This window comes from Actinoplanes sp. L3-i22 (assembly GCF_019704555.1).
In the GTDB taxonomy this organism is placed as follows: domain Bacteria; phylum Actinomycetota; class Actinomycetes; order Mycobacteriales; family Micromonosporaceae; genus Actinoplanes.
This window is the reverse complement of record NZ_AP024745.1, coordinates 6,874,447-6,894,388: the sequence shown is the minus strand read 5'-3', so window position 1 is coordinate 6,894,388 and position 19,942 is coordinate 6,874,447. Positions and strand designations below refer to the sequence as shown.

The following is a 19,942-nucleotide window of genomic DNA, read 5'->3' as shown; positions in this document are numbered from 1 at the left end:
TGTCCCTCTTTCCACCCCCAGATCAAAAACCTTCGATGGTACGGGCGTGTCCGATGGCATAGGTTCGAGCCATGTCCACCGGGGCGCGGTTCCGGTTCGATCAGGCGCTCGCGGATGTCTACGGCGACCTGCGACTGACCCCGGTCCTGCGCCGCCTGCTCCGCCACACGCACCGCCTGACCGGCTCGATGGCCGCCAGCGTGTCGCTGATCGACGCCGGGCACGGCAGTTACCTCAAGGCCGCGGAGTATGGAACTTCCTGCCGCCTCGGCCACACCTTCCCGCTCGACGAGGGCGCCACCGGCCGGGCCTTCTCGCGGCGCCGCCCGGTGGTGATCCCCGACTACGCCCGCCTGCGCTCGGGCCACCTCTCCGGCGCCGACCCGGCCCGCCGCGGCCGCGTCGTCGCGGTCCCGATCTGGTGGCGCGGCGACGTCATCGCGGTCAGCGTGGTCTTCGCGGTCAGCGCCGGCCTCGACGTCGACCAGTTGGAAACTTTCACCCAGTCGACGGCCGCGGCGATCGTCGAGTCCCGCCGCCGGGGCCCGTCCTCAAGGGAGGCGCCGACCGCCCCGTTCACCCCTCGCGAGGACGAGGTGCTCGGTCTGCTCCGCAACGGCTGCACGGACCGTGAGATAGCCGCCTGCCTGGTCATCTCTCCGAAGACGGTGGAGAAGCACCTGTCCGCGATTCTCCGCAAGACGGGCACCCGAAACCGCACGGCGGCGGTCCTGACCGCGGTCGACAACGGCTGGCTCGGCCCACCCACCCGCAACCTACGCTGACACCCCGCGCCGCCGCCGCCCCGCGCCGCGCCGCCCCGCGCCGCGCCGCGCCGCGCCGCGCCGCGCCGCCCCGCGCCGCCCCGCGCCGCCCCGCCCCGCCCCGCCCCGCCCCGCCCCGCCCCGCGCCGCGCCGCCCCGCCCCGCCCCGCCCCGCCCCGTAACGCCCGGCGCCGCCGCCGCGCCGCGCCACCCGCGCCGCCGCCTCCGTGTTGCCGTCGCCGGCGGCGAAGTTACGGGAATTCCCCCATACCCCGGGTGGTGCTGACGCGATTTGACTGGGGGCGTGCCAGTCGTATCGATGAAAGAGCTGCTCGACCGGGCCCTCGCGGAGAAATATGCGGTCGGGGCGTTCAACATTGTTAACGACCTGACGATCGAGGCCGTGCTCGCGGCCGCCGTCGAGGAGCACGCACCCGTCATCCTGCAGACTTCGGTCAAAACCGTTCAGATGTACGGACGGGACCAGCTCTTCGGCATCGTCACCGCGCTCGCCGCGGACGTCTCGGTCCCGGTGACCCTGCACCTCGACCACTGTCCGGACCGGAAGGTAATTTCCGACTGCCTCGCCGGCGGTTGGAACTCGGTGCTGTTCGACGCGCACGAGTTGGACGTCGACGAAAATCTCCGCCAGACCACCGAGGTGGTGGCCGAGGCGCGGAAGTTCGGCGCGCACGTCGAGGGCGAGATCGAGAGCATCCAGGGCGTCGAGGACGGGGTCGGCTCCGACGACCGGCCCGCGGTGCAGTCGTTGGAGATTTCCGTCAACTTCATCGAGCGGAGCGGGGTGGATTGTTTCGCCCCGGCGCTCGGGAACGCCCACGGCCGGTACCAGCAGGCACCGAAGCTGGACGCGCAGCGGGTCAGCGATCTCGTCGCGGCCACCGGAGTGCCGATGGCGCTGCACGGCGGGACGGGACTTTCCGACGAGCAGTTCACCGATCTGATCGCGCGGGGCTGCGCGAAGGTAAATATCTCCACCGCGCTGAAGGAAAGTTTCATGCGGTCCGGTGGAGATTTCCTTCAGGAGGCGGCGGCGACGGACAGGTGGGATCCGCCGTCGCTCTTCCGGCACCAGCGGGCCGCGGTGATCGAGATGGCGCGGCGGCACATCCGGCTCTTCCGGAGTTCGGGGCGGGCCTGGTGACCGCGCTGATCTTCGACTGCGACGGGGTACTCGCCGACACCGAGCGCGATGGACACCTGCCCGCGTTCAACGCGACCTTCGAACGCTACGGATTGCCGGTGCGCTGGTCCGAGGCCGAGTACGGCCGCCGGCTGCGGATCGGCGGCGGCAAGGAACGCCTGGCCAGCCTCTTCACCGACGGAACGCTCGGGCCGATCCGGGCCGACGGAACGCTCGGGCCGATCCGGGCCGACGGAACACTCGAACAGCCCGAAGCCGACACGGTTGGTGGGCCTTCGCGGGCGATGGGTGGGGGCGGTCCGCGTGGAAATGTGGCGCCGGCCGGGATGGAGGGGGCTCGTGCCGCGGCGATTGCGGCCTGGCACCGGACCAAGACGGAGATCTTCCGGGAGCTGGTGTCGGCGGGGCGGATTCCGGCTCGCCCTGGCATCGCCCGGATCATCGGGGAAGCGGTGGGGGCCGGATGGACGGTCGCGGTGGCGTCTACCTCGGCGGAGGTTTCGGTTCGGGCGGTGCTCGCGCATGCGGTCGGTGCGGAACTCGCCGGGCGGATTCCGGTGTTCGCCGGGGACGTGGTGCCGGCGAAGAAGCCGGATCCGGCGATCTACCGGCTGACCGTGCGGAGCCTGGCGCTCGACCCGGCCGCCACCCTGGTGATCGAGGACTCGCGCAACGGGCTGCTCGCAGCCATCGGAGCCGGGCTGACCTGCGTGGTCACGGTCAACGACTACACCCGCGACGAGGACTTCGGCGAGGCGGCGCTGGTCGTGTCCGAGCTGGGCGATCCGGACCGGCCGCCGATCGACATCCTCGCCAACCGCGGCGCGGCCAAGCCCGGCGACTTCCTCACCCTCGACGACCTGCGGGCCTGCCTGCCGGAAAGGGGCTTTTCGTGAACGGGACCGAGCTTGTGGTCCGGACCATTGCGGAGACGGCGATTGCCAACGAGCGGTACTTCGGGGACCTCGACTCCGTCGTGGGGGACGGTGACTTCGGGTATTCGCTGGCGCGCGGGTTCGAGAAGCTGCTCGACGGGTGGGCGGAGATCGACCGTACCGATGCCGGGATTTTCTTGAAACGCTGCGGAATGACGATCGCCTCGCGGATCGGCGGCACCTCCGGCCCGATCTGGGGGACGGCGTTCCTGCGGGCCGGGGCGGCGGCCGCCGAGCCCCTCGACCGGGCGCGGGTCGTGGCCATGTTGCGCGCGTCCGTCGAGGGGATCAAGGCCCGCGGCCAGTCGGACGTCGGCGACAAGACCCTGCTGGACGCGCTGGTCCCGTTCATCGACGCGCTGGAGAAGACCGGCGACGTCGGCGAGGCGGCGCGGGCCGCCCGGGACGCCGCGGACGCGACCGTGTCGATGGTGGCGAAGCGGGGCCGGGCGGCCTACACCGGGGAGCGCAGCCGGGGATCGGTGGACGCGGGGGCCATGGCGGTGGCGGTCATCGCCGAACGCATCAGCGAAGTGTGGAATGCCCAGGGAGCCGCATCATGAAGAAATTTGTCAACGACCCGAAGAACTTCGTGCCGGAGATGCTGGAGGGCCTGGCGCTCGCCAACCCGGACACCCTCCGGTACGTCCCCGCCTACAACCTGATCATGCGGGCCGACGCGCCGCGCCAGGACAAGGTCTCGATCGTGCAGGGCTCCGGGTCCGGGCACGAGCCGGCGCACGTGATGGTGGTCGGGAAGGGGCTGCTCGACGCGGCCTGCCCGGGCGACGTGTTCGCGGCGCCGCCGATGGACTACGTGTACGAGACGGCCAAGCTGCTGGCCTCACCGAAGGGCGTGCTGCTGCTGGTCAACAACTACACGGGCGACCGGATGGCGTTCGACATGGGCAAGGAGATGGCCGACGCGGACGGCGTCCGGACGGAAATTCTCACCATCAACGACGACGTCGCGGTGACCGACTCGCTCTACACCGTGGGCCGGCGCGGCGTGGCGGGAAATTTCTTCGTCATCAAGGCCGTCGGCGCCGCCGCCGAGCGGGGCGCCGAGCTCGACGAGCTGGTCCGGATCGGCCGCCGGGTCAACGACGTGACCCGGACCATGGGGGTCGGCCTGACCGCCTGCACGCCGCCGGCGAAGGGGTCGCCGCTGTTCGAGCTGGGCGCCGACGAGATGGAGTTCGGCGTGGGCATCCACGGCGAGCCGGGCCGCGAGCGCCGCAAGCTCACCGACGCCGACGCGATCGTGGACGCCCTGGTGGACGCGGTGGTGCCGGATCTGCCCTACCGCTCGGGAGACAGCGTGGCCCTGATGATCAACGGGCTGGGCGGCACCCCGATCAGCGAGCTGTACATCGCCTACCGGCGCGCCCATCACCGGCTGGCCGACCTGGGCATCACGATCGCCCGGTCGTACGTCAACGAGTACTGCACGTCGCTCGACATGGCCGGCGCCTCGCTGACCCTGGTCCGCCTGGACGACGAGATCGAGCAGCTCCTCGCCGCGCCCGCCGAGTCGCCGGTCAACCCGTTCTGACGAGCCGGCCAGCCCGTGCCAACGGTGAGTGTCGATAGAGTGGCCGCGTGTACATCCAGGAGATCCGGCTGGAGAACGTGCGCGGCTTCCACGACGGCCGCACCGTCACCCTCGATCTGACCAGGCCGGACGGTTCACTCGCCGGGTGGACCGTCCTGGCCGGCCGCAACGGCTCCGGCAAGACGTCGCTGCTGCGCGCGGTCGCCCTGGCGATCGGTGGCCCGTTCCTGGCCCGGGTCCTGGTGCCGGACTTCACCGACTGGGTCTCGAAGGGCAAGCCGGACGCCGCGGTCGAGGTCCGGCTGGTCCCGGACCCGGAGTACGACTCGGACCCCGGCCTCGGCGTCACCGACGAGCCGTTCTCCGCCGGCCTGTGGTGGCGCGTCCCCGGCGACACCGGGCGGCAGCCCGCGCTCTACGAGTCCCCGGGCAGCCCCCGCTTCGACGCGGCCCGGCGGGACCTGTGGCTGGACGATCCGATCGGCTGGTTCTTCGCCGCGTACGGCCCGTTCCGCCGGCTCGCGGGCGGTTCGGGCGAGGGTCAGCGGCTCGCGCTGCGGCGTGGCCCGGCCGCGCGGATGGCCACCCTGTTCCACGAGGACGCCTCGCTCGCCGAGGGCGTGAGCTGGCTGATCGAGCAGCACCTGCGGTCGCTGGAGCGGCGGGCCGGCGCCGCCCGGCTGAAGAAGCTCGCGCTCGCGGTGCTCGGCGACGGGCTGCTGCCGGACGGTTACCTGCTCCAGGACGTCGACTCGGAGGGCCTGTGGGTCGAGCGGGACGGCGAACGGTTCCCGCTGCGGGAGATGAGTGACGGCTACCGTGCGGTCGCCGCGCTCGTGGTCGACATCCTGAAACAACTTTCCGAGGCGTACGGCGAACTGCCCGTCGACTCGCTCACCTCGACCGTGGTGACCGCGCCGGGCGTGGTGATCATCGACGAGGTCGACGCGCACCTGCACGTGTCGTGGCAGCAGCGGATCGGCGGCTGGCTCAAGCAGCACTTCCCGCGGATCCAGTTCATCGTGACCACGCACAGTCCGTACATCTGCCAGGCCGCCGACGAGCACGGCCTGATCCACCTGCCCGGCCCGGGCGAGGACGAGCCGCCCCGGATCCTGGACCGGGCGCGTCATCAGCGGATCGTGCACGGCACCGGCGACGACGCGGTGATCTCCGAGTTGTTCGGGCTGGACACGCCGTACTCGGAGCAGGTGGTCCGGCTGCGCCGGGAGTTCACCGAGCTGGAGGCGCGGGTGTTCACCGACCGGGCCGACGAGCGCGAGGTGCGCCGCTTCCAGGAGCTGCGGAACCTGCTGGCCCGCTGAAGGGAGCCGCGGAACCTGCCGGCCCGCTGAAGGAGCCGCGGAACCTGCTGGCCCGCTGACGGGAGCCGTGGAGGCCGCCGGACCTCCTCGTCGGTGCGGGTGTGGAGGACCGGCAGGCGGAATATCCGGTGCGCGGCGCGCGGTCGTCCGGACCGCGCCGGAAGCGGTCCAAACGATCAATTCCGGCGTTGCCCGGGACCGGCATACTGATCCGCGGCGACGGGGGAGAGCATGGCGATGATCGATCTGGACCACGGGCCGGGGGCGCCGGCCGCCGAGCACCGCCGGCGGGTCTGGCCCGCGGTGGCGGCCGCGGTCCTGCTGAGTGGCCTGGTCAGCGGGCTCGCCGTGCATCGATGGGACGAGCAGCGGGGACGCGACACGGTCGGCGTCCTGGTGCTGGCCGACGCGAGTGACTGGGTCGGCGACCGGGTGGAGGCGGGGAGCCAGGGGACCGCCCGGATCTACGGCCACGTGGCGATCGTCAATGCCGGGCCGGCCGCGTTCCGGGTCCGCGGGCTCAGCGGGATCACGGTGAACACGATCACCGTGCCGGATCGCTGGGTCGACCCGGCCGGGGTCAGCTACCAGGGGTTCGACATCGAGCTGCCGTGCGCCGGGACCGATCTGTTCGCGATGCGGGTCACGGTCCGGGTCGAGCCGCGCGACGCCGCCGTCCGGAACGTCGACGCGCTGCTCGACGGGCATCCGTGGGCGCGCGAGTTCACCAAGGCCTGCGCCTAGTGCCAGGCCCGCACCGCCGCCGCACGGCCCGGCTCAGTGGCCGAGGATCACGAAGATCAGGGCGAGGACGGCGGGGACGGTCTGCACGTACAGGATCCGCTTGCTGGCGGTGAGCGCGCCGACCACCCCGGCCACCGCCACGCAGCACAGGAAGAAAACCTTCGCCGCGAAGCCGGTGTCACCGCCGGCGATCAGGCCCGCGATCAGGCCGGCCGCCAGGAACCCGTTGTAGAGACCCTGGTTGAGCCCGAGCGTCTTGGTCTGCTCGGCGAACTCCGGGGTGAGCCCGAACGCCTTGTACCCGCGCGGCTTGGTCCACAGGAACATCTCCAGCACCAGGATGTAGACGTGGATCAGCGCGACGATCCCGGCCAGAATGTTTCCCACAAAGATCATGCCCGGCAGGGTACCGGGCCGCCGGAGGAAACTTTCCGCTGCTCTCACCCATCCGCTCGCCGCTCGGCTCCGAATCCCGAGTTGACGATCAGGCGGAGCGAGGGGCGGACATTTCATGGCGGAACGTGCAACGGGGCGCCGGCCGGACCATCTGACACCGGTCCCGGACGACACCCCGCAGACGGCGCCGCCGGACCCCGGTGAGCTGCTGCGGGCCACCGCGCGCGGCGACGAGCAGGCGTTCGCCCGGCTCTACGACCTGGTCGCGCCGCGTGTCTACGGCCTGATCCGGCGGATGCTGCGGGACCCGGCGCTGGCCGAGGAGGTCGCCCAGGAGGTCCTCGTCGAGGTCTGGCGGACCGCGGCCCGCTTCGATCCGGCGTGCGGCTCGGCGACCGCGTGGGTGTTCACGATCGCGCATCGGCGGGCCGTCGACCGGGTGCGCGCCGAGCAGACCGCCGCCGACCGCACGATGCGGGCCGGCGTGGCGGCGATCGACACGCCGTACGACTCGGTCGCCGACGAGGTGTCCGGCCGGCTGGAGCGCCAGCAGGTCCGGCACTGCCTGGACGACCTCACCGAGCTGCAGCGGCAGGCCGTCACCCTCGCCTACTACCAGGGCTATTCGTATCCGCAGGTCGCCGAGTTGCTCAAGGCCCCGGTCGGAACGGTCAAGACGCGGATGCGAGACGGGCTGATCCGGTTACGGGACTGCCTGGGAGCGGGGGTAACGGCATGATCGCGGACATTCACACACTGGCCGGCGCGTATGTGCTGGACGCCGTGGACGACCTGGAACGGGTCGCCTTCGACCGGCACCTGAGCGAGTGCGACTCCTGCCGCGACGAGGTGTCCGAGCTGCACGAGGCCACCGTCCGGCTGGCCGGCGCCGCCTGGTCGGTGCCGCCGCCCCGGCTGCGCGCCACCGTGCTCACCGAGATCAAGAAGACCCGCCAGCTGCCGCCACGCGCCCCGGCGATCGCCGCGCCGCCGGCCGGCCGGGGCCGTCGTCTGCTGGCCGTCGCGGCCGCCGTGCTGGTCGCCGCGGCGGGCGCGGGCTCGGCCGCCTATCGGATCCAGGATCAGCGGGTACGGGATCTGCAGGGCATCGCCGCCGCGGCCCGGGTCGAGCAGGAGCGGGTCAACGGCATCCTCGCCGCGCCGGACATCGTGGTGCGCACCCAGGAGCTGGCCGGCGGCGGACGGGTCACCGTCGCGTACTCCCGCCTGCGGGACTCCGGCGTGGTCATGATGGCCGCCGACGCGGCGCCCACCGGCGGCCGGGCCTTCCAGCTGTGGACGGTCCGTTCGGCGACGCCGGTCGACGAGGGCGTCCTCGCGGTCGGCCAGACCTCGGTCGTGAAGGTCGTCGACGGCCTGTCGTCGGCGTCCGATGTGGGCGTCACCGTCGAGCCGGCCGGGGGATCCCGCACGCCCACGCTCCCGATGGCCGCCGATCTCAAAATTCTTTGAGATCGCACCAATCCGCCGAACGGTTCGCTCCGAATCATTCGTGTAAGTCCCGATAATGGAGGTACGAACCATGCGTGCAACGAAGATCACCGCCCTGGCCGCCGCGACCCTGTTCGCGATCTCCCTGGCCGCCTGTGGAAGTGACTCGAAGGACACCGGGTCCGGGACGGCCGCCGAGCCGACCATGACCTCCGCGGCGCCGATGGCCAGCTCGGCCGCGCCGATGGACTCGATGGTCAACTTCGGCGCCGGTTGCGCCGCGGTGCCCGCCGACCCGGCGAACGCCGGCAGCTTCCAGGCCATGGCGCAGGTCCCGGTGGCCACCGCGGCCAGCGGCAACCCGCTGCTGTCCACCCTGGTCACCGCGGTCAAGAAGGCCGGCCTGGTGGACTCGCTCAACTCCGCCGACGGGGTCACCGTCTTCGCGCCGACCAACGACGCGTTCGCCAAGATCCCGAAGGCCACCCTGGACAAGGTGCTCGCCGACAAGAAGACCCTGACCAGCATCCTCACCTACCACGTGGTGCCCGGCAAGCTGACCCCGGCGGACCTGGCCGGCACCCACAAGACGCTGCAGGGCCACGACCTGACGGTCACCGGCAGCGGCGAGAACTTCATGGTCGGTGACAGCGCGTCGGTGATCTGCGGCAACGTGCAGACCGCGAACGCCAACGTCTACATCATCGACTCCGTCCTGATGCCGAAGAGCTGATGAGACACCGTCTGCGCGGGGCGATCCGCGGGATCGTCGCGGCGGGCGCCGGGATCGCGGTCGCGGAACTGCTCGCGGCCGCGGCCCGGCCCGGGGCGGGCCCCCTCATCGCGGTCGGCGGTGCGGTGATCGACGCCACGCCGACCCCGGTCAAGGAGTTCGCCGTCCGGGAGCTGGGCACCAACGACAAACCCGTACTGCTGGCCGTGATCGCTCTGGTCCTGGTCCAGCTGGCGGTGGTCACCGGGATCGCGGCGACGAGGTGGCGGGTTGCGATCCCGGTGGGCACGGCCGTGCTCGGCGCGGTCGGGGTGACCGCCGCGCTGTCCCGGCCGGCCGCGACGGCTCTGGACGCCATCCCGTCCGCGGCCGGGGCGCTGGTGGCCGGGCTGGCGTTGTGGTGGCTGACCCGGGAGCCCCGGGCGGTGGCCGACGCCGTACCGGAAACCGGGGTTGATCGTCGGTTGGTTCTTCGCCTGACCCTGCTGGCGCTCGGCGCCGGGGCGGCGGAGGCCGCGGCCCTGACCGTTTCAGGTCAGCGGCAGAACGCCGCCGGGAACGCCCGGGAAGCGATCGAACTGCCGGCTCCGGCCGATCCGGCCCCGCCGTTGCCGGCCGGGACGGCAGCCGGATTCACCACACCGGCCGGAACTTTCTACCGCGTCGACACGGCGCTGACGGTGCCCCGGATCGATCCGTCCACCTGGACCCTGAAGATCCACGGGATGGTCGACCGGGAGCTGGAACTGAGCCTGGCCGATCTGCTCCGGCGGCCGCTGGTCGAACGCGACATCACCCTCAACTGCGTGTCCAACGAGGTCGGCGGCCCCTACATCGGTACCGCCCGGTGGCTGGGCGTGCCGCTCGGGGCACTGCTGCGGGAGGCCGGGGTGCAGGCCGGCGCCGACCAGATCGTCGCCCGGTCGGTCGAGGGGATGACGATCGGCACGCCGGTCGCGACCGCCCTGGACGGACGCGACACGATGCTGGCGGTCGGCATGAACGGCGAGCCGCTGCCGCTCGAGCACGGCTTCCCGGTCCGGATGCTGACCCCCGGACTGTACGGCTACGCGGGTGCTTGCAAGTGGGTCACCGAGCTGGAGCTGACCACTTTTGATCGGTTCGACGCCTACTGGGTCGAGCGCGGCTGGGGCCCGGCGGGGACGGTGAAGACCGCGTCGCGGATCGACAAGCCGAAGCCGTTCGCCCGGATGGCGGCCGGCACGGTGACGGTGGCCGGCGTGGCCTGGGCCCAGCGGCGCGGCATCGGCGCGGTCGAGATCAGCGTGGACGGCGGCCCCTGGACGCGGGCCGAACTGCTGCCCACGGCCTCGATCGACACGTGGACGCAGTGGCGGTACAGCTGGAAGGCGAGCGCCGGGCCGCACTCGCTGGCGGTGCGGGCCACCGACCGGAGCGGCGCCGTGCAGCCGGAGACCCGGGTGACGCCGTTCCCGGACGGCGCGACCGGATGGCACACGATCTCGGTCACCGTGGGCTGATCGTTCCCGGTCAGGTCGGAGCGGTCAGGTTCCGCAGAACGTCTGGTAGGGGCCGAAGTCGCCCGGGGCCGGCTCGGCGTATCGGGCCAGGCCCCGGCGCTCGTTGAACGGATCGGACACCGCCTGGTCCAGGCGGTGCAGCGGGTCCAGGTCGCCGGCGACGGCCGCGGCCAGGGCCTCCTCGACCAGGTGGTTGCGCGGGATGTAGACCGGGTTCACCCGGTCCATCGGCTCGGCGTCCGGCGAGAGCGCCTGCCAGCGCGGGAGCCAGGAATCAAACACGGCCGGGTCGTCGAAGAGGGCCCGCGTCAGGTCCGCTCGGCCCCGGGCCGCTTCGGACAGCGTACGGAAGAAGGTCGTGTAGTCCACCCGGCCGGCCCGCAGCAGGTCCGCGAGGTCGGTCGTCAGCTCGGCGGACGGGTCCTCGGCCAGACCCAGCTTGTCGCGCATGCCCCTGGTCCACGCGGTGGTGAACGCGGGCGCGAACCGCTCCAGCGACGCCACCGCCAGCGGCACCGCCTGCTCCTGCTCGTCGTGGAAGAGCGGGAGCAGCGCCTCGGCGAGCCGGGCCAGGTTCCACTGGGCGATGCCGGGCTGATTCCCGTACGCATACCGCCCGCCGGTGTCGATCGAGCTGAACACCGTGGCCGGGTCGACCGCCTCCATGAACGCGCACGGACCGTAGTCGATGGTCTCGCCGGAGATGGTCATGTTGTCGGTGTTCATCACGCCGTGCACGAACCCGACCAGCATCCACCGCGCGACCAGCGACGCCTGCGCGGCCACCACCGCGTCGTAGAAGCCCAGGTAGTCCCCGGCCAGCTCGGGGTAGTGCCGGGCGATCGCGTGGTCGGCGAGCCGGCGCAGCAGTTCGGTGTCATCGGTGGCCCGGGCGAACTGGAAGCTGCCGACCCGCAGGTGACTCGCGGCGACCCGGGCCAGGACCGCGCCGGGCTGCGGCTGCTCACGCCGGACGGTGCGGCCGGTGCCGACCACGGCCAGGGACCGGGTGGTCGGGATACCGAGCGCGTGCATGGCGCGGCTGACGATGTACTCCCGCAGCATCGGGCCGATCCCGGCGAGGCCGTCGCCGCCGCGGGCGAACGGGGTGCGGCCGGAGCCCTTGAGGTGCAGGTCGCGGCCGTCGATCTCGCCCAGCAGCAGCGCGCGCCCGTCGCCCAGGCGCGGCGAGTAGCCACCGAACTGGTGCCCGGCGTAGGCCTGGGCCACCGGCTTCGCGCCGGCCGGCAGCTCGGTGCCGGTGAGCAGGCCCGCGGTCAGCTGCGCCGGATCGAGCCCGAGCTCGGCGGCGAGGTCCGTGTCGAGGACCAGGACGCGCGGCTCGGGGGCCGCCTCCGCCTGCCACGGCACCGCCATCTCGGGCAGCTCGTCGGCGAACTGATGGCCCAGTGTCAAGGCGGGTGTCTGAACGTCCACCCATCGACGGTATCCCGCCTGATCCGGACTACCCTGCCGGCATGCGCGCGGCCAATCTCACACTCCGATTTCTGCTCGAGCTGTGTGCGCTGGCGGCGCTGGCGTACGGCGGCTGGAATCTGCCCGGGCCGATCGCGGCCCGTGTCGCGGCCGCAGTCGTGCTCGTCGCCGTGGCCGCGCTGATCTGGGGTCGCTGGGTGGCGCCGAAGGCGAGCCACCCGCTGCCGGACCCGCAGCGGCTGATCCCGGAGTGGGTGGTCTTCGGCGGTGCGACCGTGGCCCTGATCGTCACCGGGCATCCGGTGCTCGGCGGGCTGCTCGCGGTCCTCGCGGCGGTGAACCGCTGGGCGTTGCGGGTGTTGGAGGTGACCACCGGCGGCGAGCCGGTGGAAGATGGGGGCCATGACTGACACCCAGCTCAGCGGCCCGGTGCCGCGTCAGGCGCGGGCCCGGGCGACCGTCCTGGGGTACGCGATGAAAGCCCTGCGCACGCTGCCGCGCCCGGTCCGCCGGGCGGTTCTCGGCGGCGCGTCCGCGGGCGAGCTGCCCCCGGTCGCCGACTTCGTGCGGATGCTGGAGATCGCCGGTGACATGCCGAATCACGGCCCGACGCACGCCGAACTGCTCGCCCACTACCCGGAGCTCGCGGACGTCGAGGTCAGCGACCCGGGGATCGAGGGGGTGCCGGCCCGGCTCTACCGGGTGCCCGGGCGCGACGCGTCCGCCGCGCTGGTCTGGGTGCACGGCGGCGCGTTCGTCTGGGGCGACCTGGCGATGGCCGAGTCGCACTGGACCGGGCTGATGCTCGCCGCGCGGGGGATCCCGGTGCTGGCCCTGGACTACCGCAAGGCGCTGCACGGGGTGACGTTCCCGGCCGGGTCCGACGACGTGCTGACCGGGTGGGCGTGGGCGGTCAACCACCCCGAGGAGCTGGGCGTGCCCGCCGCGCGGATGCACCTGGGCGGGGCGAGCGCGGGCGGGAGCCTGGCGGCCGGGGTCGCCAAACGCCTGCGGGACGGGGAGGGGCGGGCACCGGCGTCGGTCGTGCTCGCCTATCCGGCCGTGCATCCGGAGCTGACCGGCTGGGACGAGGCGGAGCTGGCGGCGATCCGGGACGACCGGGACGCGGTGTACTTCTCGCCGGGGTGGATCCACGACCTGAGCGTGCACTACGCGGGGGCGGCCGGGCTGGCCGATCCGTACGCCTTCCCGGGGGTGGGTGACGTGGTGGGCATCGCGCCCACCCTGATCGTGAACTGCGAGTCGGACACGTTGCGCAGCTCGGGGGAGCTGTACGCGGAGCAGCTCCGCGCGGCCGCCGTGGAGACGAGCGTGCACCTGCTGCCGGGGGCCGCGCACGGCACGCTCAACGATCCGTTCACCGAGGCCGGCGAGCGCACCGTCGACCTGCTCAGCTCCTGGCTGGCTGACCGGTCGTGATCAGCGGGGCGGTGCGGAACAGGGGGCCGGCGGCCCGGGCACAGCCGAGCGCGCGCAGCTCGTCGGCCTCGGCCCCGGTCGTCACCCCGTCCGCGCCGGCGGTCAGGCCCAGGCTCTGGACCAGTGACAACAGGGCGGCCAGCAGCGGCGGATCGGCAAGGAAGCGCGGATCGAGGCGGACCGCGTCCAGCGGCAGCTCCCGCAGGTCGGCCAGCGGCAGCGGACGGGTGCCGAACCGGTCCAGGCAGATCCGGACACCGAAGCCGCGCAGCGCCCGCAGCGCCGGCGCCGCGTCGCCCACCTCGGTGATCCGGATGGTCAGCGCGTCCGCGGCGACGTCGGCGCCGGTCAGCGCGTCCCGGATGTCGTCGACGGCGGTGGCCGAGGCCAGGTAGGCGGCGGACAGTCCGACGCTGAGCAGCCCGGACCGGTGCTGGCCGAGGGCCCGCTCCAGCAGCGCGCGCTCGATCGACGGGAGCAGGCCGGCCTCGGTGATCTGCTGCTCGAAATCGGTCAGGTCCCGGTCCCGCCAGTGCAGCCGGGCCTCCACGTCGGTGACCGCGCCGGTGACCAGGTCCACCTCCGGGCGGTGGACCAGCCGGAACGCGCCGGCGGCGTGCGCGGCGACCAGGTCGGCGGTGAGCCGCTCGCGGTCCCGCTCGACCGCGGCGAGCTCGTCGCCGAACCGGCGGAATCGGCCCTTGCCCTGGTTCTTCGCCTGGTAGAGGGCCAGGTCGGCGTCGTGCAGCAGGTGCTCGGCGGGGCGGTGCGGGTCGCGGGCGGCGATGCCGATGCTGGCCGCGACCCGGGCGGTGCGATCGCCCAGGACGACCGGCTCGGCGCAGGCCCGCACCAGGGTCCGGGCCAGCTCCTCGGCGTCGGCCATCGACGTTCCGCGCAGCAGGATCGCGAACTCGTCGCCGCCGAGACGGGCCACCAGACCGTCGGCGACCCGCAGCCGCTGACCGATGGTGATCAGCAGCTGGTCGCCGGCCGCGTGCCCGTACGTGTCGTTGACCTGCTTGAAGCCGTCCAGGTCGAGCATCAGCAGCAGGTCCGCGCCGGCCAGCGAGGCGTGCAGCAGCGCGCGGTTCGGCAGGCCGGTCAGCGAGTCGTGGACCGCCTCGGTGGCCAGCTCGCGGGTCAGCGCCGCGTTGCCGCGCAGCGCCGCGAACTGGCGGGCCAGCAGGGCGGCGACGGTCACCGAGCCGATCCAGAGCAGCGGCGACTCCAGCCGGTGCCCGGCCAGGGTCGGCGCCACGCACACCACGCCGAGCGCGAGCACCGGCAGGTAGGGGAGCAGATCGGCGACCAGGCCCGCGGGTCGCCACTCCCGCTCGGCGCGGCCGGGCAGCCGGAACAGCGGGGCGATCGCGAGCAGGCCGGCCCCGGTGACGTAGCCGGTCAGCACGAACGGGCGCATCCACGCGGCGCCGGCGACCTGCCCGAGGACCTCGGTCAGCAGGGTGAGCGAGACGACCAGGACGCCGCCGGTGATCACGCGCAGCGCGCCCGCGCCCCCGGTGCCGGACATGATGATCAGGGCGAGCGCCAGGACCGCCACCGCCAACACCGGATAAGCAAGATCAAAAAGAGCTGAGCGTACGCCTTCGAGCCGCGTCATCGGCACCAGGACCAGATCCCACACCACGCCGAACAGGGCGGACGCGGCGACCGTGCCGTCCAGGATCATCCGCAGCCGGCCGGCGCGGGTGCGTGGTGCGGTGGGCAGGGCGAGCATCGCGGCGACGGCGAGGACCAGGGCGCCGAGGTTGACCAGGTTCGCGACCACGCCGCGGCCCGGCGCGACACCGGTGGTGACGGCCCCGATGCCGACCGACAGCTCCGCGTACGCCCAGCAGGCCAGGGCCGTGGCGGTCAGCGCCCAGAACCGTTGCCGGCGCGCGTACGCCGCGTGCAGCACGGTGCCGCCGCAGGTCGCCGTGATCATCAGGATCGCGTAGATCCGGTCGGTCTGACCCGGGAACACCAGCATGGCGGCGAGGGCGAACACGGACACGAGCCACCCGAACGTGCGGTATGCGCGGTGCGACATTCGCGAACTCCCGGGGCCGGCTTCGCCCTGACCATCGGTCCGCTGAGCACCGGACCTGCGGCGGGCGCCGGGTGCGGTTCGGTTGCGGGTTCCCGCCGATACGGGGCAGCGGCCGACTTGATCAACCAGTACCCTGGCGCGCTCACAGGTTCTTTACAGTTTTTCCCTGCCACGAGGTGACCATGTCCCAGCCGCAGCCCGCCCCCTGGGGTGGCGCGACCCCTGATCCTGCCGCGCCCGCCGCTTTCCCCTATCCGGGTGCTCCGGCTCAGCCTGCCTACCCCGGTGCTCCGGTGCAGGCCGCTTACCCGGGCGCTCCGGCTCAGCCCGCCGCCTACCCGGGTGCTCCGGGCCAGCCTGCTGGGTACCCGGGTGCTCCGGGGCAGCCCGGCGCGTTCCCGGCGCCCTACGCCGGGCAGCCCGGTCAGGCGCCCTACCCGGGGCAGCCCGGTCAGGCGGGGTATCCGCAGGGGCAGCCCGTCTACGCGCCGGAAGGGGTTCTGCCCTGCCGCTTCTGCGGGTCGATCCCGGCCGCGCACGTCAAGTTCCGCGGCCACCAGGGCATGTTCGTCTTCATGCGGTTCCTCAGCAACGAGGGCCCGTTCTGCCGGGACTGCGGTCTGGGCGTGTTCCGCCACATGACCTCCCGCACCCTGGTGCAGGGCTGGTACGGCTACGGCTCGTTCATCATCACCCCGATCACCGTCCTGATGAACCTGATCCGCCGTGGCAAGATCGCCAACCTCCCGGCGCCGCAGCCCAACCCCTACGGCACCAGCCACCCGCCGGCGGACCCGGGGCCCCGCCTGCTCGAACGGCCGCTGACCTGGCTCGGCCTGGTCATCCCGTTCGCCCTGATCGCCCTGATCGTCTACGCCGCCACGCACTGACCGGCCCGGCCCGGCCCGGACCGCTCTGCTCCGCGGGGCGATCCGGGCCGGCTCGTGCCCGGCCGGCTCGCTCGCGCCGGCTCGCTCGTTCCTTACCTGCTCGGGCGCGACTCGCTCATGATCGGCCGGCTGGGGCCCGGCTTACTTGGGCCGACTAGCTGGCTTGGGCTGGCTTGGCTGGGCCGGCTTGGCTGGGCCGGCTCACTCGTGCTCGGCGATGTACTTCTTCGGGTCCTTGTTGCTGAAGTCGAGGCCCTTGCCCTGCGGGTGCTCGGCGAAGAACCGCAGCCACTTCGCGCCCAGCTCGATCCGCAGCTCCATGCTCGCGTGCTTGCGGAAGTCGGGCAGCACCTCGTCCTCCTCCTCGGCCAGGTGCTCGCTGTTCTCGGTGCGCGCCGTCCACACCCCGGCCCACCAGCCGTCCGACCCGACCTCGTGCCGCGCGGCCTCGACGATCCCGTCCCGGATCTTGTTGTGATCCCGGATCGCGTCGTCGGTCTCCTCCTCCGCGTCGTCGCCGCCGCTGTCGGTCAGCAGGTGCGGATAGAGGATCTCCTCCTCCGCGTCCGCGTGAATGTCCAGATGCAGGGCGAGCGGCTCCCAGATCGCCCGCAACTGCTCCACGCCCCGCGCATCGTCCAGCCTGGCGAACCCCACCCGGAACGTGTGGTGGTCCTCCATGATCAGTGCCGTGATCTCGTCCATGCCCGCACCCTACGACGGCGCGCGCGAGCCTGCCCGGGACCCTGTGGATAACCCGTCCGCCCCGGGCCACTGTGGATAACTCATTTCTTGTCGGTCCCGCGGCGTACCGTGCCGGGCATGACAGCGAACCTCGCATCCCGGCCTCCGACGCAGGCGGCCGCCGTGGCCCGTCGCGGCGGGCGCCGGCGACGGCGGGCGTCAGCTTCCGGCGTACCGGGAAATGATCTCCTTTGCCTGCGCGGTGATGTCGCTGATCAGCGAGCCGGCGCCCTTGACCGCGTCGATCAGGCCGACGCCCTGGCCGGCGAGCAGCGGCATCTCGTCGAGGTCGCCGCTGGTCACCCCGCGCATCGGGACGAGGTTGGCGAAACGTGGCACGTCGATCTCCGGGCCGCCCAGGCTGGTCCGGCCGATCACCGGGCGCGGGGCGTCCGGCGGCGGCAGCTGGGGGAATTCGTCGACCACCCGGTTGCGCAGCACCCGCATCGGGTTGAAGTCCGGCGTCTCCGGGCCGAAGAGCGAGGTCCGCACGGTCGCCGTCGGCCCGGCCGCGACCAGGCGCTCCTTGTATCCGTCGTGCGCGCCGGACTCGTCGCTCGCGACCAGCCGCGTCCCGATCCAGGCGCCGTCCGCGCCCAGCATCAGGGCGGCCGCGAGCCCGCGCCCGTCCGCGATCCCACCGGCCGCGAGCACCAGCGGCGGCGCGCCCGCGCCACCGGCGGCCCGGGCGACCGCGTCCACCACGAGTGGCACGAGCGCGAAGGTGGGCAGCGTGGCGTAGTTGTGCCCGCCCGCCTCGAGGCCCTGGGCGACCACCACGTCGATCCCGTCGCCGGCCGCCCGTTCCGCCGCCTCCACCGACCCGACCTGCTCGAAGACGCGCACCCCGGCGGCGTGCAGCCGATCGATCCAGGCCCGGGGCGGGTGACCCCAGTGGAACGAGACGACCGGGACGGCCGCCGCGCAGACCGCGTCGATCTGGTCCGGCTGGGTGAAGCCGGTGATGAAGTTGACGTTGAAGGGCCGCTCGGTGCCGGCCCGGATCCCGGCGATGACCTGGGTGAGCACCGGCGCCGGCATCAGGCCGACGCCCAGCGCGCCCAGGGCGCCGGCGTTGCTGACGGCGACCGGCAGCTCCGGGGTGGACGCGACGAACGCCATTCCGGCCTGGGCGATCGGGGTGCTCAGGCCGTACGCCTCAGTGAATTTTGTTCTCAATTCCATGCCGATGACGATGGCCCAGATGGGTCGCTCGCACTGTCGGGCGACGGACGTTCACCGGAATTCGCGGGGATACCGGCCGATGGCCTCCGGACACCCCCCGGTCGCGATCACCGGATCGGGGCGCGGTCCGCCGGCGGCGTCCAGGCGAGGGAATCCGGTTCGTCGAGGTCGGGCTCGTCGTCGAGGAGGCCGAAGGCGTACGGGACGAATCGGAACTGGTAGCGGCGGGCCGGGTGCGTCTCGCCGGCCGCGAGCGTGGCGACGGTCGCCAGGAGGCGCTCGAGCCGCGCCTCGGGCAGGCCCTGGACCAGGGTGGCGCTCTCCTCGAGGAGCTTCACCGCGTAGTCCGGGTCGAGCTCGTCGTCGTCGCAGGCGTCGAGCCACCAGTTCAGGTCGACGAAGAGACCGGCGGCGACCGGCAGCGTGACCGGGGCCGGCGGGAGGACGGCGTCCCGGAACGCGGCCACGGCGTCCGGATCGGTGTCCGGTTCGCCGGTTTCGGCAAGCCGGCCGAGCACATCCAGCACGTGCTGGTGGAGCAACTGCGCGAGTGCGGTGTCCTCGTCGATCGTCACGCTTCGCGATGCTAGTCGCCGGGCCGGAACGCCGCCGCGGCGTCTCCCGCCTCGTGTCCCCCTCGTGGACGACAGGCGCACGAGCGCTCCGGAGGGACGTTCCGCACGCTGCGGCGAGAGTTCATCGGCGTTCGGGGGTTCGTTTTGAACCCAGCGGGCATCCGGCTGCGTAGCAGAGCGATAGGTGGCAGATCTTATGTGGGGTTTGCCGGTTCGAAGGGCAAGACTGACGAGATGCAGGGGATCTGCTGCACGGTCGACCAGGTCGGCACCCGGACCGTGGTGCGGATCGATGGTGAGCTGTCCGTCGCGGCGGTTCCGCAACTGCGTGCCACGCTGCTGAAATGCCTGGTCGCCCGGCCGGACGCGGTGATCGTCGAGCTGGCCGAGCTGCGGGTGCGGGAACCGGTGGCGCTGTCCGTGTTCGCGGCCGTGGCGCGGCAGGCGGCGATGTGGCCGGGTACGCCGCTGCTGCTCAGCGGGCCCAGTGCCGAGGTGGCGCGGTGGTTCGCGGCCGAGCGGTCCGGGCAGGTGTCGATCCTGCCGACCACCGCCGCCGCGCTCGACCTGATGCCCGGGCGGCAGATGCCGTGGCTGGCCGACAGCCTGCTGCCGGTGTCGGGGGCGGCGGCGCACGCGCGGCGGCTGGCGGCGCGGGCGTGCGCGCGGTGGAACCTGCCCGAGCTGGCGGATCCGGCGCGGATCGTCGCCGGGGAACTCGTGACGAACGCGGTCGTGCACGCGCAGACGATGATCGACCTGCGGTTCTCGCTCGGGCGGCGGTATCTGCTGGTCGCGGTGCGGGACGGGTCCTACGAGGTGCCGCGGACCCGGGACGGGTCGGTGCTGGATCCGGCGGCGCCGCGCGGGTTGTTCCTGGTGGAGCGGTTCGCGAAGCGCTGGGGAACGGTCCCGGCCGACGGCGGCAAGGTGGTCTGGGCCAACCTGCGCCGCTGAGCAGGCGGGCGTGCTCAGCCGGGGCGCGCGGCGGGAGCCGGGGCCGACCGGAAGGTCGCGGGCCCGGCGGAGTGCTCGGCAGGCTGG

General features: G+C 72.7%; 21 protein-coding genes. 15 read left to right on the top strand and 6 right to left on the bottom strand.

Annotation, left to right across the window (positions count from 1 at the left end):
* Positions 1–71 precede the first annotated feature (71 nt).
* The 7 genes from L3i22_RS31060 to L3i22_RS31030 all read left to right on the top strand — a co-directional run bounded on the left by L3i22_RS31060 (position 72) and on the right by L3i22_RS31030 (position 6,488).
* Positions 72–785 carry a LuxR C-terminal-related transcriptional regulator gene (locus L3i22_RS31060; RefSeq protein WP_221321056.1) on the top strand — a complete coding sequence of 238 codons (714 nt, stop codon included), beginning with the start codon at positions 72–74 and terminating at the stop codon, positions 783–785.
* Between the two features lie 298 nt (positions 786–1,083).
* Positions 1,084–1,929: a class II fructose-bisphosphate aldolase gene (locus L3i22_RS31055; RefSeq protein WP_221321055.1), complete on the top strand. Its 846-nt coding sequence runs from the start codon at positions 1,084–1,086 to the stop codon at positions 1,927–1,929.
* On the top strand, positions 1,926–2,825 hold the full coding sequence (locus tag L3i22_RS31050; RefSeq protein WP_221321054.1) for an HAD-IA family hydrolase: 900 nt from the start codon (positions 1,926–1,928) through the stop codon (positions 2,823–2,825). Before L3i22_RS31055 ends, L3i22_RS31050 begins: the two co-directional genes overlap by 4 nt.
* Positions 2,822–3,427: a dihydroxyacetone kinase subunit DhaL gene (gene dhaL / locus L3i22_RS31045; RefSeq protein ID WP_221321053.1), complete on the top strand. Its 606-nt coding sequence runs from the start codon at positions 2,822–2,824 to the stop codon at positions 3,425–3,427. The genes L3i22_RS31050 and dhaL overlap by 4 nt, the downstream gene beginning before the upstream one ends.
* Positions 3,424–4,419 (top strand): dihydroxyacetone kinase subunit DhaK, encoded by a 996-nt coding sequence (dhaK, locus tag L3i22_RS31040; RefSeq protein ID WP_221321052.1) that lies wholly within the window; start codon positions 3,424–3,426, stop codon positions 4,417–4,419. Before dhaL ends, dhaK begins: the two co-directional genes overlap by 4 nt.
* Before the next feature lie 47 nt (positions 4,420–4,466).
* Positions 4,467–5,744 (top strand): AAA family ATPase, encoded by a 1,278-nt coding sequence (locus L3i22_RS31035; RefSeq protein ID WP_221321051.1) that lies wholly within the window; start codon positions 4,467–4,469, stop codon positions 5,742–5,744.
* Positions 5,745–5,975: 231 nt separating this feature from the next.
* Positions 5,976–6,488, top strand: a complete 513-nt coding sequence (locus L3i22_RS31030) for a hypothetical protein (RefSeq protein ID WP_221321050.1) — start codon at positions 5,976–5,978, stop codon at positions 6,486–6,488.
* Between the two features lie 33 nt (positions 6,489–6,521).
* Here L3i22_RS31030 and L3i22_RS31025 read toward each other — a convergent pair whose 3' ends face one another.
* Positions 6,522–6,884, bottom strand: a complete 363-nt coding sequence (locus L3i22_RS31025; protein WP_221321049.1) for a DUF1304 domain-containing protein — start codon at positions 6,882–6,884, stop codon at positions 6,522–6,524.
* A gap of 115 nt (positions 6,885–6,999) precedes the next feature.
* Between L3i22_RS31025 and sigK the strand changes: the two genes are divergently transcribed.
* The 4 genes from sigK to L3i22_RS31005 all read left to right on the top strand — a co-directional run bounded on the left by sigK (position 7,000) and on the right by L3i22_RS31005 (position 10,571).
* Entirely contained in the window at positions 7,000–7,623 is a 624-nt protein-coding gene (gene sigK / locus L3i22_RS31020; RefSeq protein ID WP_221321048.1) for an ECF RNA polymerase sigma factor SigK, read from the top strand.
* Entirely contained in the window at positions 7,620–8,357 is a 738-nt protein-coding gene (locus L3i22_RS31015; RefSeq protein ID WP_221321047.1) for an anti-sigma factor domain-containing protein, read from the top strand. The genes sigK and L3i22_RS31015 overlap by 4 nt, the downstream gene beginning before the upstream one ends.
* A gap of 70 nt (positions 8,358–8,427) precedes the next feature.
* Entirely contained in the window at positions 8,428–9,069 is a 642-nt protein-coding gene (locus L3i22_RS31010; RefSeq protein ID WP_221321046.1) for a fasciclin domain-containing protein, read from the top strand.
* Positions 9,069–10,571: a molybdopterin-dependent oxidoreductase gene (locus tag L3i22_RS31005; RefSeq protein WP_221321045.1), complete on the top strand. Its 1,503-nt coding sequence runs from the start codon at positions 9,069–9,071 to the stop codon at positions 10,569–10,571. Before L3i22_RS31010 ends, L3i22_RS31005 begins: the two co-directional genes overlap by 1 nt.
* Before the next feature lie 24 nt (positions 10,572–10,595).
* On the opposite strand, the gene L3i22_RS31000 is transcribed toward L3i22_RS31005, so the two are convergent.
* A complete protein-coding gene (locus L3i22_RS31000; RefSeq protein ID WP_255657296.1) occupies positions 10,596–12,008 on the bottom strand; it encodes a YdiU family protein in 1,413 nt (470 codons plus the stop codon).
* Positions 12,009–12,049: 41 nt separating this feature from the next.
* On the opposite strand from L3i22_RS31000, the gene L3i22_RS30995 reads away from it, so the two are divergent.
* Together L3i22_RS30995 and L3i22_RS30990 are read left to right on the top strand one after the other, a co-directional pair.
* Positions 12,050–12,418: a YrdB family protein gene (locus L3i22_RS30995; RefSeq protein ID WP_221321044.1), complete on the top strand. Its 369-nt coding sequence runs from the start codon at positions 12,050–12,052 to the stop codon at positions 12,416–12,418.
* The gene (locus tag L3i22_RS30990; RefSeq protein ID WP_221321043.1) at positions 12,411–13,448 is read left to right on the top strand and encodes an alpha/beta hydrolase; all 1,038 of its coding nucleotides are present in this window, start codon (positions 12,411–12,413) and stop codon (positions 13,446–13,448) included. Before L3i22_RS30995 ends, L3i22_RS30990 begins: the two co-directional genes overlap by 8 nt.
* Here the strand turns inward: L3i22_RS30990 and L3i22_RS30985 are convergent.
* Complete coding sequence (locus tag L3i22_RS30985; protein ID WP_221321042.1) at positions 13,420–15,504, bottom strand: diguanylate cyclase domain-containing protein; 2,085 nt, start codon at positions 15,502–15,504, stop codon at positions 13,420–13,422. The two genes, L3i22_RS30990 and L3i22_RS30985, sit on opposite strands and share 29 nt — an antisense overlap.
* A 293-nt stretch (positions 15,505–15,797) precedes the next feature.
* On the opposite strand from L3i22_RS30985, the gene L3i22_RS30980 reads away from it, so the two are divergent.
* Positions 15,798–16,394, top strand: a complete 597-nt coding sequence (locus tag L3i22_RS30980) for a hypothetical protein (protein WP_221321041.1) — start codon at positions 15,798–15,800, stop codon at positions 16,392–16,394.
* A 201-nt stretch (positions 16,395–16,595) separates the two neighbouring features.
* On the opposite strand, the gene L3i22_RS30975 is transcribed toward L3i22_RS30980, so the two are convergent.
* From L3i22_RS30975 to L3i22_RS30965, 3 genes are all read right to left on the bottom strand, one after another.
* Positions 16,596–17,099, bottom strand: a complete 504-nt coding sequence (locus tag L3i22_RS30975) for a hemerythrin domain-containing protein (RefSeq protein ID WP_221321040.1) — start codon at positions 17,097–17,099, stop codon at positions 16,596–16,598.
* Between the two features lie 198 nt (positions 17,100–17,297).
* The gene (locus tag L3i22_RS30970; protein WP_221321039.1) at positions 17,298–18,323 is read right to left on the bottom strand and encodes a nitronate monooxygenase family protein; all 1,026 of its coding nucleotides are present in this window, start codon (positions 18,321–18,323) and stop codon (positions 17,298–17,300) included.
* Between the two features lie 107 nt (positions 18,324–18,430).
* Positions 18,431–18,898 carry a hypothetical protein gene (locus L3i22_RS30965; RefSeq protein WP_221321038.1) on the bottom strand — a complete coding sequence of 156 codons (468 nt, stop codon included), beginning with the start codon at positions 18,896–18,898 and terminating at the stop codon, positions 18,431–18,433.
* A gap of 234 nt (positions 18,899–19,132) precedes the next feature.
* On the opposite strand from L3i22_RS30965, the gene L3i22_RS30960 reads away from it, so the two are divergent.
* On the top strand, positions 19,133–19,855 hold the full coding sequence (locus tag L3i22_RS30960; protein ID WP_221321037.1) for an STAS domain-containing protein: 723 nt from the start codon (positions 19,133–19,135) through the stop codon (positions 19,853–19,855).
* Positions 19,856–19,942 lie beyond the last annotated feature (87 nt).